Source organism: Mesorhizobium sp. Root695, assembly GCF_001428185.1.
Lineage (GTDB): Bacteria > Pseudomonadota > Alphaproteobacteria > Rhizobiales > Rhizobiaceae > Mesorhizobium.
In genome coordinates, this window is the sequence record NZ_LMHO01000022.1 from 1 (window position 1) to 12,171 (window position 12,171).

General features: G+C 61.5%; 23 protein-coding genes and 1 pseudogene. All 24 read left to right on the top strand.

Going from position 1 to position 12,171, the window contains the following annotated elements; genetic code table 11:
* Positions 1-106, top strand: a pseudogene (locus ASD99_RS32505) (elongation factor Tu); the annotation flags it as partial.
* A 69-nt stretch (positions 107-175) separates the two neighbouring features.
* Entirely contained in the window at positions 176-484 is a 309-nt protein-coding gene (gene rpsJ, locus ASD99_RS18645; RefSeq protein WP_010909272.1) for a 30S ribosomal protein S10, read from the top strand.
* Positions 485-545: 61 nt separating this feature from the next.
* On the top strand, positions 546-1,274 hold the full coding sequence (gene rplC, locus ASD99_RS18650; RefSeq protein WP_056588601.1) for a 50S ribosomal protein L3: 729 nt from the start codon (positions 546-548) through the stop codon (positions 1,272-1,274).
* Entirely contained in the window at positions 1,274-1,894 is a 621-nt protein-coding gene (gene rplD / locus ASD99_RS18655; RefSeq protein ID WP_056588603.1) for a 50S ribosomal protein L4, read from the top strand. The genes rplC and rplD overlap by 1 nt, the downstream gene beginning before the upstream one ends.
* Positions 1,891-2,184 (top strand): 50S ribosomal protein L23, encoded by a 294-nt coding sequence (locus ASD99_RS18660; protein WP_023757976.1) that lies wholly within the window; start codon positions 1,891-1,893, stop codon positions 2,182-2,184. The genes rplD and ASD99_RS18660 overlap by 4 nt, the downstream gene beginning before the upstream one ends.
* A 22-nt stretch (positions 2,185-2,206) precedes the next feature.
* The gene (gene rplB / locus ASD99_RS18665; protein ID WP_056588604.1) at positions 2,207-3,040 is read left to right on the top strand and encodes a 50S ribosomal protein L2; all 834 of its coding nucleotides are present in this window, start codon (positions 2,207-2,209) and stop codon (positions 3,038-3,040) included.
* Between the two features lie 16 nt (positions 3,041-3,056).
* Positions 3,057-3,335, top strand: coding sequence for a 30S ribosomal protein S19 (gene rpsS / locus ASD99_RS18670; RefSeq protein WP_006205463.1), 279 nt, complete (start codon positions 3,057-3,059; stop codon positions 3,333-3,335).
* 2 nt (positions 3,336-3,337) lie between these two features.
* Positions 3,338-3,727 carry a 50S ribosomal protein L22 gene (gene rplV / locus ASD99_RS18675; protein ID WP_006205462.1) on the top strand — a complete coding sequence of 130 codons (390 nt, stop codon included), beginning with the start codon at positions 3,338-3,340 and terminating at the stop codon, positions 3,725-3,727.
* Positions 3,727-4,452, top strand: coding sequence for a 30S ribosomal protein S3 (gene rpsC, locus ASD99_RS18680; protein WP_013531426.1), 726 nt, complete (start codon positions 3,727-3,729; stop codon positions 4,450-4,452). Before rplV ends, rpsC begins: the two co-directional genes overlap by 1 nt.
* Positions 4,453-4,479: 27 nt before the next feature.
* Positions 4,480-4,893, top strand: a complete 414-nt coding sequence (rplP, locus tag ASD99_RS18685) for a 50S ribosomal protein L16 (protein WP_013531427.1) — start codon at positions 4,480-4,482, stop codon at positions 4,891-4,893.
* A gap of 13 nt (positions 4,894-4,906) precedes the next feature.
* On the top strand, positions 4,907-5,107 hold the full coding sequence (rpmC, locus tag ASD99_RS18690; RefSeq protein ID WP_006205459.1) for a 50S ribosomal protein L29: 201 nt from the start codon (positions 4,907-4,909) through the stop codon (positions 5,105-5,107).
* An 11-nt stretch (positions 5,108-5,118) separates the two neighbouring features.
* Positions 5,119-5,358 carry a 30S ribosomal protein S17 gene (rpsQ, locus tag ASD99_RS18695; RefSeq protein WP_010909280.1) on the top strand — a complete coding sequence of 80 codons (240 nt, stop codon included), beginning with the start codon at positions 5,119-5,121 and terminating at the stop codon, positions 5,356-5,358.
* Positions 5,359-5,429: 71 nt separating this feature from the next.
* Positions 5,430-5,798, top strand: coding sequence for a 50S ribosomal protein L14 (rplN, locus tag ASD99_RS18700; protein WP_006205457.1), 369 nt, complete (start codon positions 5,430-5,432; stop codon positions 5,796-5,798).
* Positions 5,799-5,810: 12 nt separating this feature from the next.
* Positions 5,811-6,125 carry a 50S ribosomal protein L24 gene (gene rplX / locus ASD99_RS18705; RefSeq protein WP_013531428.1) on the top strand — a complete coding sequence of 105 codons (315 nt, stop codon included), beginning with the start codon at positions 5,811-5,813 and terminating at the stop codon, positions 6,123-6,125.
* Positions 6,118-6,717, top strand: coding sequence for a 50S ribosomal protein L5 (rplE, locus tag ASD99_RS18710; protein WP_082525502.1), 600 nt, complete (start codon positions 6,118-6,120; stop codon positions 6,715-6,717). Before rplX ends, rplE begins: the two co-directional genes overlap by 8 nt.
* Before the next feature lie 27 nt (positions 6,718-6,744).
* On the top strand, positions 6,745-7,050 hold the full coding sequence (rpsN, locus tag ASD99_RS18715; protein ID WP_010909282.1) for a 30S ribosomal protein S14: 306 nt from the start codon (positions 6,745-6,747) through the stop codon (positions 7,048-7,050).
* A 12-nt stretch (positions 7,051-7,062) separates the two neighbouring features.
* On the top strand, positions 7,063-7,461 hold the full coding sequence (gene rpsH / locus ASD99_RS18720; RefSeq protein ID WP_013531431.1) for a 30S ribosomal protein S8: 399 nt from the start codon (positions 7,063-7,065) through the stop codon (positions 7,459-7,461).
* 91 nt (positions 7,462-7,552) lie between these two features.
* Positions 7,553-8,086, top strand: a complete 534-nt coding sequence (gene rplF / locus ASD99_RS18725; protein ID WP_013531432.1) for a 50S ribosomal protein L6 — start codon at positions 7,553-7,555, stop codon at positions 8,084-8,086.
* Between the two features lie 140 nt (positions 8,087-8,226).
* Positions 8,227-8,586: a 50S ribosomal protein L18 gene (rplR, locus tag ASD99_RS18730; protein ID WP_027038735.1), complete on the top strand. Its 360-nt coding sequence runs from the start codon at positions 8,227-8,229 to the stop codon at positions 8,584-8,586.
* 154 nt (positions 8,587-8,740) lie between these two features.
* Positions 8,741-9,304, top strand: a complete 564-nt coding sequence (rpsE, locus tag ASD99_RS18735) for a 30S ribosomal protein S5 (protein WP_006333394.1) — start codon at positions 8,741-8,743, stop codon at positions 9,302-9,304.
* A gap of 24 nt (positions 9,305-9,328) precedes the next feature.
* On the top strand, positions 9,329-9,526 hold the full coding sequence (rpmD, locus tag ASD99_RS18740; protein WP_006205449.1) for a 50S ribosomal protein L30: 198 nt from the start codon (positions 9,329-9,331) through the stop codon (positions 9,524-9,526).
* Between the two features lie 22 nt (positions 9,527-9,548).
* Entirely contained in the window at positions 9,549-10,022 is a 474-nt protein-coding gene (rplO, locus tag ASD99_RS18745; RefSeq protein WP_027028844.1) for a 50S ribosomal protein L15, read from the top strand.
* Between the two features lie 192 nt (positions 10,023-10,214).
* On the top strand, positions 10,215-11,555 hold the full coding sequence (gene secY / locus ASD99_RS18750; protein ID WP_056588610.1) for a preprotein translocase subunit SecY: 1,341 nt from the start codon (positions 10,215-10,217) through the stop codon (positions 11,553-11,555).
* A complete protein-coding gene (locus ASD99_RS18755) occupies positions 11,552-12,148 on the top strand; it encodes an adenylate kinase (protein ID WP_056588612.1) in 597 nt (198 codons plus the stop codon). Before secY ends, ASD99_RS18755 begins: the two co-directional genes overlap by 4 nt.
* Positions 12,149-12,171: the final 23 nt, after the last annotated feature.

Sequence of the window (12,171 nt, forward strand, 5' to 3'; positions counted from 1 at the left end):
TGTCGAGCTGATCGTGCCGATCGCCATGGAAGAGAAGCTGCGCTTCGCTATCCGTGAAGGCGGCCGCACCGTCGGTGCCGGCATCGTCGTCACCATCAAAGAGTAATTTGGACTTAAACCGATCTGTCGCGGGCGCGGGAGCTGCCCGCGCCGCGCCAGAACAAGGAAGTGACGCATGAACGGACAGAATATCCGCATCCGCCTGAAGGCGTTTGACCACCGCGTGCTCGACGCCTCGACGAAGGAAATCGTGTCGACGGCCAAGCGTACCGGTGCCAACGTCCGCGGCCCCATTCCGCTGCCGACGCGGATCGAAAAGTTTACGGTCAACCGGTCGCCTCACGTCGACAAGAAGAGCCGCGAGCAGTTCGAGATGCGCACGCACAAGCGTCTGCTCGACATCGTCGATCCGACCCCGCAGACGGTCGATGCTTTGATGAAGCTCGATCTGGCCGCCGGCGTCGACGTCGAGATCAAGCTCTAAGGGAATGAGAGCGCGGTAAGGGGCGGTGCCCCTGGCCCGGAACTCTAAAGGAATTGAACCGATGCGTTCAGGTGTGATTGCAAAGAAGGTGGGAATGACCCGCATCTACAACGATGCCGGGGAACATGTTCCCGTCACCGTTCTCCTGATGGAGAACTGCCAGGTCGTGGCCCAGCGTACGCAAGAGAAGAATGGCTACACCGCCGTTCAGCTCGGCGTTGGCCTTGCCAAGGTGAAGAATACGTCGAAGGCGATGCGCGGCCATTTCGCGACCGCTTCCGTTGAGCCGAAGGCGAAGGTCGCAGAGTTCCGCGTCTCCGCCGACAACATGATCGATGTCGGCGCCGAGATCACCGTCGAGCACTTCGTCCCCGGCCAGAAGGTCGATGTGACGGGCACGACGATCGGCAAGGGTTTTCAGGGCGTCATCAAGCGCCACCACATGGGCGGTGGCCGTGCAACGCACGGTAACTCGGTTTCGCACCGTACGCACGGTTCGACAGGCCAGCGCCAGGACCCGGGCAAGGTGTTCAAGGGCAAGCATATGGCTGGCCACATGGGCGACACCCGCGTCACCACGCAGAATGTCGAGATCGTATCGACCGACGCCGACCGCGGCCTGATCCTGATCCGCGGTGCGGTTCCCGGATCGAAGGGCGCCTGGATCCTGGTCCGCGATGCGGCCAAGGTGGCACTGCCGGCCAATGCGCCGAAGCCTGCCGCGATCCGCGCCGTTGCTGCCGAAAGTGGCGCCAAGAACGAGGCTCCGGCCACAGAGGGAGCGGAATAATGGATCTCAAGATCACAACGCTGGGCGGCAAGGACGCCGGCAAGGTGGAACTCTCCGACGAGATTTTCGGCCTTGATCCGCGCGAAGACATCCTGCAGCGCGTCGTGCGCTGGCAGCTCGCCAAGAAGCAGCAGGGCACGCACAAGGCCAAGGGCCGCGCCGAGATCGCGCGCACCGGCGCCAAGATGTACAAGCAGAAGGGTACGGGCCGCGCCCGTCACCATTCGGCACGTGCTCCGCAGTTCCGCGGCGGCGGCAAGGCCCACGGCCCGGTCGTTCGCAGCCACGAGCACGAACTGCCGAAGAAGGTTCGCGCGCTCGGCCTCAAGCATGCTCTTTCGGCCAAGGCCAAGAGCGCGTCGATCATCATCATCGACGAGCTGAAGCTGACCGAGGCGAAGACGAAGGCGCTGATCGCGAATTTCGCGACGCTGGGCCTGACCAATGCTTTGCTGATCGGCGGCGCCGAGCTTGACAAGAACTTCAAGCTGGCGGCGACGAACATCCCCAACATCGACGTGCTGCCCATTCAGGGCATCAACGTCTACGACATTCTGCGCCGCGGCACGCTGGTCCTTTCGAAGGCCGCCGTCGAGGCTCTCGAGGAGCGCTTTAAATGACCGACCTTCGTCACTACGACGTGATCGTCTCGCCGGCGATCACCGAAAAGTCGACCATGGCCTCCGAGCAGAACCAGGTCGTCTTCAACGTCGCCAAGAAGGCGTCGAAGCCGGAAATCAAGGCCGCCGTCGAAGCGCTGTTCGGCGTCAAGGTGATGGCCGTGAACACGCTTGTCCGCAAGGGCAAGATCAAGCGCTTCCGTGGCACGGTTGGCCGCCAGAGCGACGTCAAGAAGGCGATTGTGACGCTGGCAGATGGCCAGTCGATCGACGTCGCGACGGGTCTCTGAGCAAGGCCGCGAGGACAGAAACATGGCACTGAAAAAATTCAACCCGGTAACGCCCAGCACCCGTCAGCTGGTCATCGTCGACCGCTCGGGCCTCTACAAGGGCAAGCCCGTCAAGGGTCTGACCGAAGGCCTGACCAAGTCGGGCGGCCGCAACAATCACGGCCGCATCACCGCCCGCTTCATCGGCGGTGGTCACAAGCGTTCGTACCGCATCATCGACTTCAAGCGCCGCAAGTTCGACGTTGTCGGCACGGTCGAGCGCATTGAATACGATCCGAACCGCACCGCCTTCATCGCGCTGATCAAGTATGACGATGGCGAGTTGTCCTACATCATCGCTCCGCAGCGTCTGGCTCCCGGCGACAAGGTCGTGTCCGGTGAATCGGTCGACGTGAAGCCGGGCAATGCGATGCCGCTGGCTTCGATGCCGGTCGGCACCATCGTCCACAACATCGAGCTGAAGCCGGGCAAGGGCGCTCAGGTCGCCCGTTCGGCAGGTGGTTACGGTCAGCTGGTCGGTCGTGACCAGGGCATGGCGATCCTGCGCCTCAATTCGGGCGAGCAGCGTGTCGTTCACGGCTCCTGCATGGCCACTGTCGGCGCCGTGTCCAATCCGGACCACGGCAACATCAATGACGGCAAGGCCGGTCGCACGGTTTGGCGTGGCAAGCGCCCGCACAATCGCGGCGTGACCATGAACCCGGTTGACCATCCGCACGGCGGCGGCGAAGGCCGCACCTCGGGTGGCCGCCATCCGGTTTCGCCCTGGGGCAAGCCGACCAAGGGCAAGAAGACGCGGTCCAACAAGGCGACCGACAAGTTCATCCTGCGCTCGCGCCATCAGCGCAAGAGCTAAGAAGAGGTAACGCCAAGTGACTCGTTCGATTTGGAAAGGCCCCTTCATTGACGGCTACCTTCTCAAGAAGGTGGACAAGGTTCGTGAAGGTGGTCGCAATGAGGTGATCAAGATGTGGAGCCGTCGCTCCACCATCCTGCCGCAGTTCGTCGGCTTCACCTTCGGTGTCTACAACGGCCAGAAGCATGTTCCCGTCTCGGTGAACGAGGACATGGTCGGTCACAAGTTCGGTGAATTCGCTCCGACCCGGACCTATTACGGTCACGGCGCGGATAAGAAGGCGAAGAGGAAATAATCATGGGCAAGGCCAAAGCTCCGCGCAGGCTTGCTGATAACGAAGCGCGCGCCGTATTGCGCACGATCCGTATCAGCCCGCAGAAGCTCAACCTGGTTGCCGCGCTGATCCGCGGCAAGAAGGTCGCGACAGCGCTTTCCGATCTCGAATTCTCGGCCAAGCGGATTTCCGGCACGGTCAAGAAGACGCTGGAATCGGCAATCGCCAACGCGGAAAACAACCACGACCTGGATGTCGATGCACTGATCGTGGCGGAAGCCTATGTCGGCAAGTCGATCGTCATGAAGCGGTTCCATGCCCGTGGCCGTGGCCGCGCCAGCCGTATCGAGAAGCCGTTCTCGCACCTCACGATCGTTGTTCGTGAAGTCGAAGAAAAAGGGGAGGCCGCATAATGGGCCAGAAAGTCAATCCGATCGGTCTTCGCCTCGGCATCAACCGCACCTGGGATTCGCGCTGGTTCGCGAACACCGGCGAGTACGGCAAGCTGCTGCATGAGGACATCAAGATCCGCAAGTATCTCGAGAAGGAGCTCAAGCAGGCTGCCATCTCGAAGGTCGTCATCGAGCGTCCGCACAAGAAGTGCCGCGTCACCATCCACGCCGCGCGCCCGGGTCTGATCATCGGCAAGAAGGGCGCCGACATCGAGAAGCTTCGCAAGAAGCTGATGGAGATGACGAAGTCCGAGACGCACCTCAACATCGTTGAAGTGCGCAAGCCGGAAATCGACGCGACCCTGGTCGCCCAGTCGATCGCCCAGCAGCTCGAGCGTCGTATCGCGTTCCGCCGCGCCATGAAGCGGGCCGTTCAGTCGGCGATGCGCCTCGGTGCCGAAGGCATCCGCATCAACTGCGCCGGCCGTCTCGGCGGCGCCGAGATTGCGCGCATGGAATGGTATCGCGAAGGCCGAGTGCCGCTGCATACGCTGCGTGCGGACGTCGACTACGGCACGGCCGAAGCGCACACCGCTTACGGCATCTGCGGCGTCAAGGTCTGGGTGTTCAAGGGCGAGATCCTTGAGCATGACCCGATGGCTTCGGAGCGTCGGGCCAGCGAAAGCGATGCAGCGCATGGCGGTGGTGGTGATCGCGAACGCGGTCGTCGTCGCGAAAACGCCTGAGACATTTAGGAATTTGGAGTTAGAACGATGCTGCAGCCAAAGCGCACAAAGTTCCGCAAGCAGTTCAAGGGCCGTATCCATGGTACCGCAAAGGGCGGCACCAACCTGGATTTCGGTGGTTTCGGGCTGAAGGCGCTTGAGCCGAACCGCGTCACCGCACGTGAGATCGAGGCGGCCCGCCGCGCGATCACGCGTGAAATGAAGCGCGCTGGTCGCGTCTGGATCCGTATTTTCCCGGACGTGCCGGTCACTTCGAAGCCGACCGAAGTCCGCATGGGTAAGGGCAAGGGCGCGGTCGATTACTGGGCGGCGCGCGTCAAGCCGGGCCGCATCATGTTCGAGATCGACGGCGTCAATGAAGAAACCGCCCGTGAGGCACTGCGTCTCGGCGCGGCCAAGCTCTCGGTCAAGACGCGCTTCGTGCAGCGCATCGCAGAATAAGGACGGGCTGATCATGAAAGCCGAAGACATCCGGACCAAGACCCAGGACCAGCTGACCGACGACCTGGCCAGCCTGAAGAAGGAGCAGTTCAACCTGCGCTTCCAGAAGGCCACCGGCCAGCTCGAGAAGACCGCGCGCGTGAGACAGGTCCGTAAGGACATTGCGCGTATCAAGACCATCGCTGCGGAAAAGTCCGCGGCTAAGAAGGCTTAAGGACGAAAACCATGCCAAAGCGCATTCTGCAGGGCACCGTCGTCAGCGACAAGAACGAGAAGACGGTTGTCGTCAAGGTCGAACGGCGCTTCACGCATCCCGTGATGAAGAAGACCGTGCGCATGACCAAGAAGTACAAGGCGCACGACGAGAACAACGCCCACAAGGTAGGCGATCAGGTGTTCATCCAGGAATCGAAGCCGATTTCCAAGGATAAGCGCTGGATCGTCGTGTCTTCGGACCAGGCGTAAACAACGAATTTTGGACAGACCGGGGAGGGGCTTTGAGCCCATCCCGTTAGAAAAGAAGAAGGCGGCCAGTCATGATTCAGATGCAAACAAACCTCGACGTCGCGGATAATTCCGGCGCCCGTCGTGTCATGTGCATCAAGGTGCTGGGCGGCTCGAAGCGGAAATACGCTTCCGTGGGCGACATCATCGTGGTGTCGATCAAGGAAGCCATTCCGCGCGGCCGCGTGAAGAAGGGCGATGTGATGAAGGCGGTCGTGGTTCGCACGGCCAAGGACATCCGCCGCCCGGACGGCAGCGTGATCCGTTTCGACAAGAACGCGGCCGTTCTCGTCGACAACAAGAAAGAGCCGATCGGCACGCGTATCTTCGGACCGGTTCCGCGCGAACTCCGCGCCAAGAACCACATGAAGATCATCTCGCTCGCGCCTGAAGTGCTGTAAGGAGCCGGACCAATGCAAAAGATTAGAAAAGGCGACAAGGTCGTCGTGCTGGCCGGCAAGGACAAGGGCCGTTCGGGCGAAGTCCTCTCGGTACAGCCGAAGGAAGACACCGCGCTGGTGCGCGGCGTCAACATGATCCGTCGTCACCAGAAGCAGTCCCAGTCCCAAGAGGGCGGGATCATCACCAAGGAAGCGCCGATCCAGCTGTCGAACATCGCGCTGGCCGACCCCAAGGATGGCAAGCCGACCCGCGTCGGTTTCATCTTCCAGAAGGACGGCAAGAAGGTGCGCGTCGCCAAGCGCTCGGGAGAAGTCATCAATGGCTAAGGCTCAAACCACGAAGCCCAAGGCTGAAAGCAAACAGTCCAAGGCTCAGAACACGCCGCGCCTCAAGCAGGTCTACAACGAGACCATCCGCAAGGCGCTGCAGGAACAGTTTGGCTACGACAACGAGATGCAGGTTCCGCGCATCGACAAGATCGTGCTGAACATGGGCGTTGGCGAAGCGACCGCCGATTCGAAGAAGCCTTCGATCGCGGCCGAAGACCTCGCGATGATCGCCGGCCAGAAGGCCGTCGTCACCCGCGCCCGCAACTCGATCGCCGGCTTCAAGGTCCGCGAGAAGATGCCGATCGGCGCCAAGGTCACGTTGCGCAAGGAACGCATGTACGAGTTCCTCGACCGCCTCGTGAACATCGCACTGCCGCGCGTCCGCGACTTTCGCGGACTGAATCCGAAGAGCTTCGATGGCCGTGGCAACTATGCCATGGGCATCAAGGAACACATCGTGTTCCCGGAGATCAACTACGACAAGGTTGATCAGGTCTGGGGCATGGACGTCATCGTTTGTACGACTGCGAAGACGGACGACGAAGCCAGGGCATTGCTCAAGGCCTTCAACTTCCCCTTCCGCCAGTAACGGCAGCGAGAAAAGGAAAAATCTGACATGGCAAAGACCAGCTCAGTCGAGAAGAACAACAGGCGCCGCAAGCTTGCCGACCAGTACGGTCCCAAGCGCGCTGCCCTCAAGGCGATCATCATGGATCAGTCCAAGCCGATGGAGGAGCGCTTCCGCGCTCAGCTGAAGCTGGCTGCCCTGCCGCGCAACTCGGCCAAGATCCGCATCCGCAACCGCTGCGAAGTCACTGGCCGTCCGCGCGCCTACTATCGCAAGCTCAAAGTATCGCGCATCGCGCTTCGTGATCTCGGCAACAACGGCCAGATCCCGGGCTTGGTCAAGTCGAGCTGGTAAGGAGGACATAACATGTCATTGAGCGATCCTCTCGGCGATATGCTGACCCGCATCCGCAACGCGTATGGCCGCAAGAAGTCGAGCGTTTCGACGCCGGCTTCGCGTCTGCGCACCCGCGTCCTCGACGTGCTAAAGGCTGAAGGCTATATCCGCGATTACAGCCAGACCGACTTCGACAACGGCAAGTCCGAAATCGAGATCGAGCTGAAGTATTTCGACGGCGCGCCGGTCGTGCGCGAAATCGCCCGCGTCTCGAAGCCAGGCCGTCGCGTCTACGTTTCGGCCAAGTCGATTCCGCAGGTCGCCAACGGCCTCGGCATCGCCATCCTTTCGACACCGAAGGGCGTGATGGCCGACCACGAAGCACGTGAGCAGAACGTCGGCGGTGAAATCCTCTGCCAGATCTTCTGATCTGGCGTGTGACCGTGAAAATTGGAATCCGGTCTTCGGGATCATGCCCGAAGACAGAGACCTGAAACAAGAGAAGTGACGAGGACAACAAATGTCTCGTATTGGAAAGAAACCAGTTTCGCTGCCGCAGGGCGTGACCGCGACCGTCAACGGCCAGACCGTGACGGCGAAGGGCCCCAAGGGTGAGCTGAAGTTCGTGGTGAACGACGAAGTCCTGGTCAAGATGGAAGGCAGCGAGATCGCTGTCCAGCCGCGCGACCAGACCAAGACCGCCCGCTCCAAGTGGGGCATGTCGCGCACGCAGATCGTCAACATCCTGCAGGGCGTAAAGGACGGTTTCGAAAAGAAGCTCGAGATCACCGGCGTCGGCTATCGTGCGGCACTTCAGGGCAAGAACCTGCAGCTGGCACTTGGCTTCAGCCATGACGTCGTCTACGAGACGCCGCAGGGCATCACCATCACGGTGCCGAAGCCGACCGAAATCACCGTGGCCGGCATCGACAAGCAGCAGGTCGGCCAGGTTGCGGCCGAGATCCGCGAGTACCGTGGTCCCGAGCCCTACAAGGGCAAGGGCGTCCGCTATGCTGGCGAGAAGATCGTCCGCAAGGAAGGCAAGAAGAAGTAGTGGGCTTGGCCCCGAAAAGTTGAAGACTTTTCGGAAAGGACCAAGCTAAAGAAGTGTAACGCCGCGGGGAGCGGTCGCGGGAGGCGCTTTCGCCTACCGCATATGGCGGCCCCCGTTTTTTGAAGGCAAGGAAGACCATCATGGGTACCAAGGAATCCACGCAGCGCCGCGCGCAGCGCGTTCGTCGCCAGATCAAGAAGGTCGCCGGCGAGCGTCCGCGTCTGTCGGTCCACCGCACGTCGAAGAACATCTACGTGCAGGTCATCGACGACGCCAAGGGCCATACCATCGCTGCCGCTTCGACGCTTGAGAAGGACCTCAAGGGTTCGCTCAAGACCGGCGCCGACACCGCCGCCGCCGCCGCGATCGGCAAGCTGATCGCCGAGCGCGCCACCAAGGCCGGCGTCAAGGAAGTCGTCTTCGACCGCGGCGCCTACATCTATCACGGCCGCGTCAAGGCGCTCGCCGAAGCTGCCCGCGAAGGTGGCTTGAGCTTCTAAGCATGATCCCGAACCGAAGGTCAGCGCAGCAAAAAGTTGCAGACTTTTCGGATAAAGATTATGCGAGGAAAAAATAGCTTTCGCCCCCGGTGACCCACAGAGGCGCCGGATCTTATCAGCAACCGTGCTTCCGGAAAAAAACAAGGAACAGGATATGGCACAGGAACGTAGGGATGGCGGCCGCGGCCGCGATCGTGAAGAACGCGATGACGGCATGGTGGACAAGCTCGTCCACATCAACCGCGTCGCCAAGGTCGTCAAGGGCGGCCGTCGCTTCGGTTTTGCAGCACTCGTCGTCGTCGGCGACCAGAAGGGCCGCGTCGGCTTTGGTCACGGCAAGGCGCGCGAAGTGCCGGAAGCCATCCGCAAGGCAACTGAATCGGCCAAGCGCGACATGATCTTCGTGCCGCTGCGCTCGGGTCGTACGCTGCATCACGACGTCGAAGGACGCTGGGGCGCGGGACGCGTGCTGCTGCGCGCTGCCAAGCAAGGTACCGGCATCATCGCCGGTGGCCCGATGCGCGCTGTGTTCGAGACGCTCGGCATGCATGACGTGGTTGCCAAGTCGATGGGTTCGTCGAACCCCTACAACATGGTTCGCGCCACCTTCGACGCGCTGAAGAGCCAGATGCATCCCAAGGATGTGGCTGCTGCTCGCGGCATCAAGTATTCGACCCTTCAGGCCCGCCGCGGCACCGCCGTTGCGGCTGAAGAATAGTCGATCTGACCAGGGATTTTGACCATGGCCAAGAAAGCAACCAAGACCATCACCGTTGAGCAGATCGGTTCGCCGATCCGCCGCCCGAAGGAGCAGCGCGCGACGCTGGTAGGCCTCGGCCTCAACAAGATGCACAAGCAGCGCACGCTGGAAGATACGCCCTCCGTGCGCGGCATGATCGCTGCCGTCCAGCATCTCGTCCGCGTCGTGGACGAGGGCTGAGCCAGAGCGCAGGAGAACTCAGATGAAACTCAACGATCTGCGTGACAAGGACGGCGCGACGCACTCCAAGAAGCGTCTCGGCCGTGGTATCGGCTCCGGCTCCGGCAAGACCGGCGGTCGCGGCGTCAAGGGCCAGAAGGCGCGCTCCGGCGTCGCCATCAACGGCTTCGAGGGTGGCCAGATGCCGCTCTACCGGCGCCTGCCGAAGCGTGGCTTCAACAACATCTTCGCTAAGAGCTTCACCGTCGTCTCGTTGGCCCGCATCCAGGTGGCCATCGATGCCAAGAAGCTCGATGCCAAGGCGACCGTGACGGCTGAATCGCTGGTTGCCGCCGGCGTCATCCGCCGCGTCAAGGACGGTGTGCGCATCCTCTCGGACGGCGAGATCAAGGCGAAGCTTGCCTTTGACGTTGCCGGCGCCTCCAAGGCCGCGATCGAGAAGATCGAAAAGGCCGGCGGTTCGGTCAAGCTGCCGGAAAAGGCAGCTGCCGAGTAACGGCAATTTGAAGCGCGATCGGCAAGAACGGGATCCGTTTTTGCTCACGATTGCGCTTTGATCTGCTCAACAAGGCGGCCGCGTCAACGCGGCCGCTTGCATGTTTAGAGCCCGGAGCTTATCTCGTGAGCTTCGGTGAAACGCGCCGCCTGACCTCAGGGCCATCAAGCGTTACCAAGCGGAGAATCAGGCATGGCTTCGGCTGCTGAACAATTAGCCTCGAATCTGAATTTCTCGGCCTTCGCCAAGGCGGAGGACCTGAAGAAACGCATCTGGTTCACGATCGGCGCGCTGCTCGTCTACCGCCTCGGCACCTACATCCCGCTTCCCGGTATCAATCCCGACGCCTTCGCCCAGGCCTTCTCCTCGCAGAGCAAGGGCGTGCTCGGCATGTTCAACATGTTCGCCGGCGGCGCCGTGCAGCGCATGGCGATCTTCGCGCTCGGCATCATGCCTTACATCTCCGCCTCCATCATCATGCAGCTGATGACCTCGGTCATCCCGTCGCTGGAAGCGCTGAAGAAGGAAGGCGAACAGGGCCGCAAGGTCATCAACCAGTACACGCGCTACGGCACCGTGCTTTTGGCGCTGGTTCAGGCCTATGGCATTTCGGTCGGTCTGGAAGGCGGCAACGGTATCGTCAGCGATCCCGGCATGTTCTTCCGTATCTCGACCGTCGTCACGCTTGTCGGTGGCACCATGTTCCTGATGTGGCTCGGCGAGCAGATCACCGCTCGCGGCATCGGCAACGGCATCTCGCTGATCATCTTCTCCGGCATCGTCGCCGGCCTGCCGCACGCCATCTCTGGCACGCTGGAGCTTGGCCGCACCGGCGCGCTGTCGACCGGCCTGATCCTGGCGATCATCGTGCTGGCCATCGTCGTCATTGCGCTGATCGTGTTCTTCGAGCGCGCCCAGCGCCGCTTGCTGATCCAGTATCCGAAGCGTCAGGTCGGCAACCGCATGTTCCAGGGCGATACCTCGCATTTGCCGCTGAAGCTCAACACGTCGGGCGTCATTCCGCCGATCTTCGCCTCGTCGCTGCTGTTGCTGCCGGCCACCGTCGCCGGCTTCTCGCAGACGACCAACATGCCGGCCTGGGCTAGCACCGTGCTCGCCTCGCTCGGCCACGGCCAGCCGCTCTACATGCTGTTTTATGCGGCGATGATCGTGTTCTTCGCCTTCTTCTACACTGCGATTGTCTTCAACCCGAAGGACACCGCCGACCAGCTCAAGAAGCATTCGGGCTTCATCCCGGGCTATCGTCCGGGCGAGCGCACCGCCGATTACATCGATTACGTTCTCACCCGCATCACCGTCGTCGGCGCCATCTATCTGGTGCTGGTGTGCCTGCTGCCGGAGTTCCTGATCTCGGCGACTGGCGTACCATTCTACCTTGGTGGCACATCGCTTCTGATCGTGGTCAGTGTCACGCTCGATACGGTTGCGCAGATTCAGGGCCACCTGATTGCGCACCAGTATGAAGGCCTGATCAAGAAGTCGAAGCTGCGCGGGGGGAAGAAAGCCAGATGAGGTTGATATTGCTTGGGCCGCCAGGAGCGGGCAAGGGGACACAAGCACAAAGACTGGTAGAAAAACACGGCATACCCCAGCTTTCGACGGGCGACATGCTGCGTGCTGCCGTCCAGGCAGGCACCGAAGTCGGCAAGCGCGCCAAGGCGGTGATGGATGCCGGTGAGCTGGTGTCCGACGCCATCGTCAATGCGATCGTCGCCGAGCGCATCGATCAGGCAGATTGTGCCAAGGGGTTCATCCTCGACGGCTATCCGCGCACCCTGGTGCAGGCGGACGCGGTCGAGCAGATGCTTTCGGATCGCTCCCAGGGCCTCGACGCCGTCGTTGAACTTGTCGTCGACGACAAGGCGCTGGTTGGTCGTATAGTCAAGCGCGCCAACGAGGCACAGGCCGCCGGTCTGCCCGTTCGCAAGGACGACAATCCGACCGTGTTCGAGGAGCGTCTGAGGGAATACTACAAGAAGACGTCGCCGCTGATTGGCTACTACTATGCCAAGGGCAAGCTCCGGAGTGTCGACGGTATGGCCGATATCGATGCTGTGACGGAACAGATCGAAGCGGTGCTCAAGGACGCAACGCGGGGAAATTAACGATTGCACTTGACGGAAGCGGT

Excerpts from the sequence above, each read along its gene's own strand:
- rpsJ (WP_010909272.1), top strand. The coding sequence starts at position 176 with ATGAACGGACAGAATATCCGCATCCGCCTGAAGGCGTTTGACCACCGC.
- rplC (WP_056588601.1), top strand. The coding sequence starts at position 546 with ATGCGTTCAGGTGTGATTGCAAAGAAGGTGGGAATGACCCGCATCTAC.
- rplD (WP_056588603.1), top strand. The coding sequence starts at position 1,274 with ATGGATCTCAAGATCACAACGCTGGGCGGCAAGGACGCCGGCAAGGTG.
- ASD99_RS18660 (WP_023757976.1), top strand. The coding sequence starts at position 1,891 with ATGACCGACCTTCGTCACTACGACGTGATCGTCTCGCCGGCGATCACC.
- rplB (WP_056588604.1), top strand. The coding sequence starts at position 2,207 with ATGGCACTGAAAAAATTCAACCCGGTAACGCCCAGCACCCGTCAGCTG.
- rplV (WP_006205462.1), top strand. The coding sequence starts at position 3,338 with ATGGGCAAGGCCAAAGCTCCGCGCAGGCTTGCTGATAACGAAGCGCGC.
- rpsC (WP_013531426.1), top strand. The coding sequence starts at position 3,727 with ATGGGCCAGAAAGTCAATCCGATCGGTCTTCGCCTCGGCATCAACCGC.
- rplP (WP_013531427.1), top strand. The coding sequence starts at position 4,480 with ATGCTGCAGCCAAAGCGCACAAAGTTCCGCAAGCAGTTCAAGGGCCGT.
- rpmC (WP_006205459.1), top strand. The coding sequence starts at position 4,907 with ATGAAAGCCGAAGACATCCGGACCAAGACCCAGGACCAGCTGACCGAC.
- rpsQ (WP_010909280.1), top strand. The coding sequence starts at position 5,119 with ATGCCAAAGCGCATTCTGCAGGGCACCGTCGTCAGCGACAAGAACGAG.
- rplN (WP_006205457.1), top strand. The coding sequence starts at position 5,430 with ATGATTCAGATGCAAACAAACCTCGACGTCGCGGATAATTCCGGCGCC.
- rplX (WP_013531428.1), top strand. The coding sequence starts at position 5,811 with ATGCAAAAGATTAGAAAAGGCGACAAGGTCGTCGTGCTGGCCGGCAAG.
- rplE (WP_082525502.1), top strand. The coding sequence starts at position 6,118 with ATGGCTAAGGCTCAAACCACGAAGCCCAAGGCTGAAAGCAAACAGTCC.
- rpsN (WP_010909282.1), top strand. The coding sequence starts at position 6,745 with ATGGCAAAGACCAGCTCAGTCGAGAAGAACAACAGGCGCCGCAAGCTT.
- rpsH (WP_013531431.1), top strand. The coding sequence starts at position 7,063 with ATGTCATTGAGCGATCCTCTCGGCGATATGCTGACCCGCATCCGCAAC.
- rplF (WP_013531432.1), top strand. The coding sequence starts at position 7,553 with ATGTCTCGTATTGGAAAGAAACCAGTTTCGCTGCCGCAGGGCGTGACC.
- rplR (WP_027038735.1), top strand. The coding sequence starts at position 8,227 with ATGGGTACCAAGGAATCCACGCAGCGCCGCGCGCAGCGCGTTCGTCGC.
- rpsE (WP_006333394.1), top strand. The coding sequence starts at position 8,741 with ATGGCACAGGAACGTAGGGATGGCGGCCGCGGCCGCGATCGTGAAGAA.
- rpmD (WP_006205449.1), top strand. The coding sequence starts at position 9,329 with ATGGCCAAGAAAGCAACCAAGACCATCACCGTTGAGCAGATCGGTTCG.
- rplO (WP_027028844.1), top strand. The coding sequence starts at position 9,549 with ATGAAACTCAACGATCTGCGTGACAAGGACGGCGCGACGCACTCCAAG.
- secY (WP_056588610.1), top strand. The coding sequence starts at position 10,215 with ATGGCTTCGGCTGCTGAACAATTAGCCTCGAATCTGAATTTCTCGGCC.
- ASD99_RS18755 (WP_056588612.1), top strand. The coding sequence starts at position 11,552 with ATGAGGTTGATATTGCTTGGGCCGCCAGGAGCGGGCAAGGGGACACAA.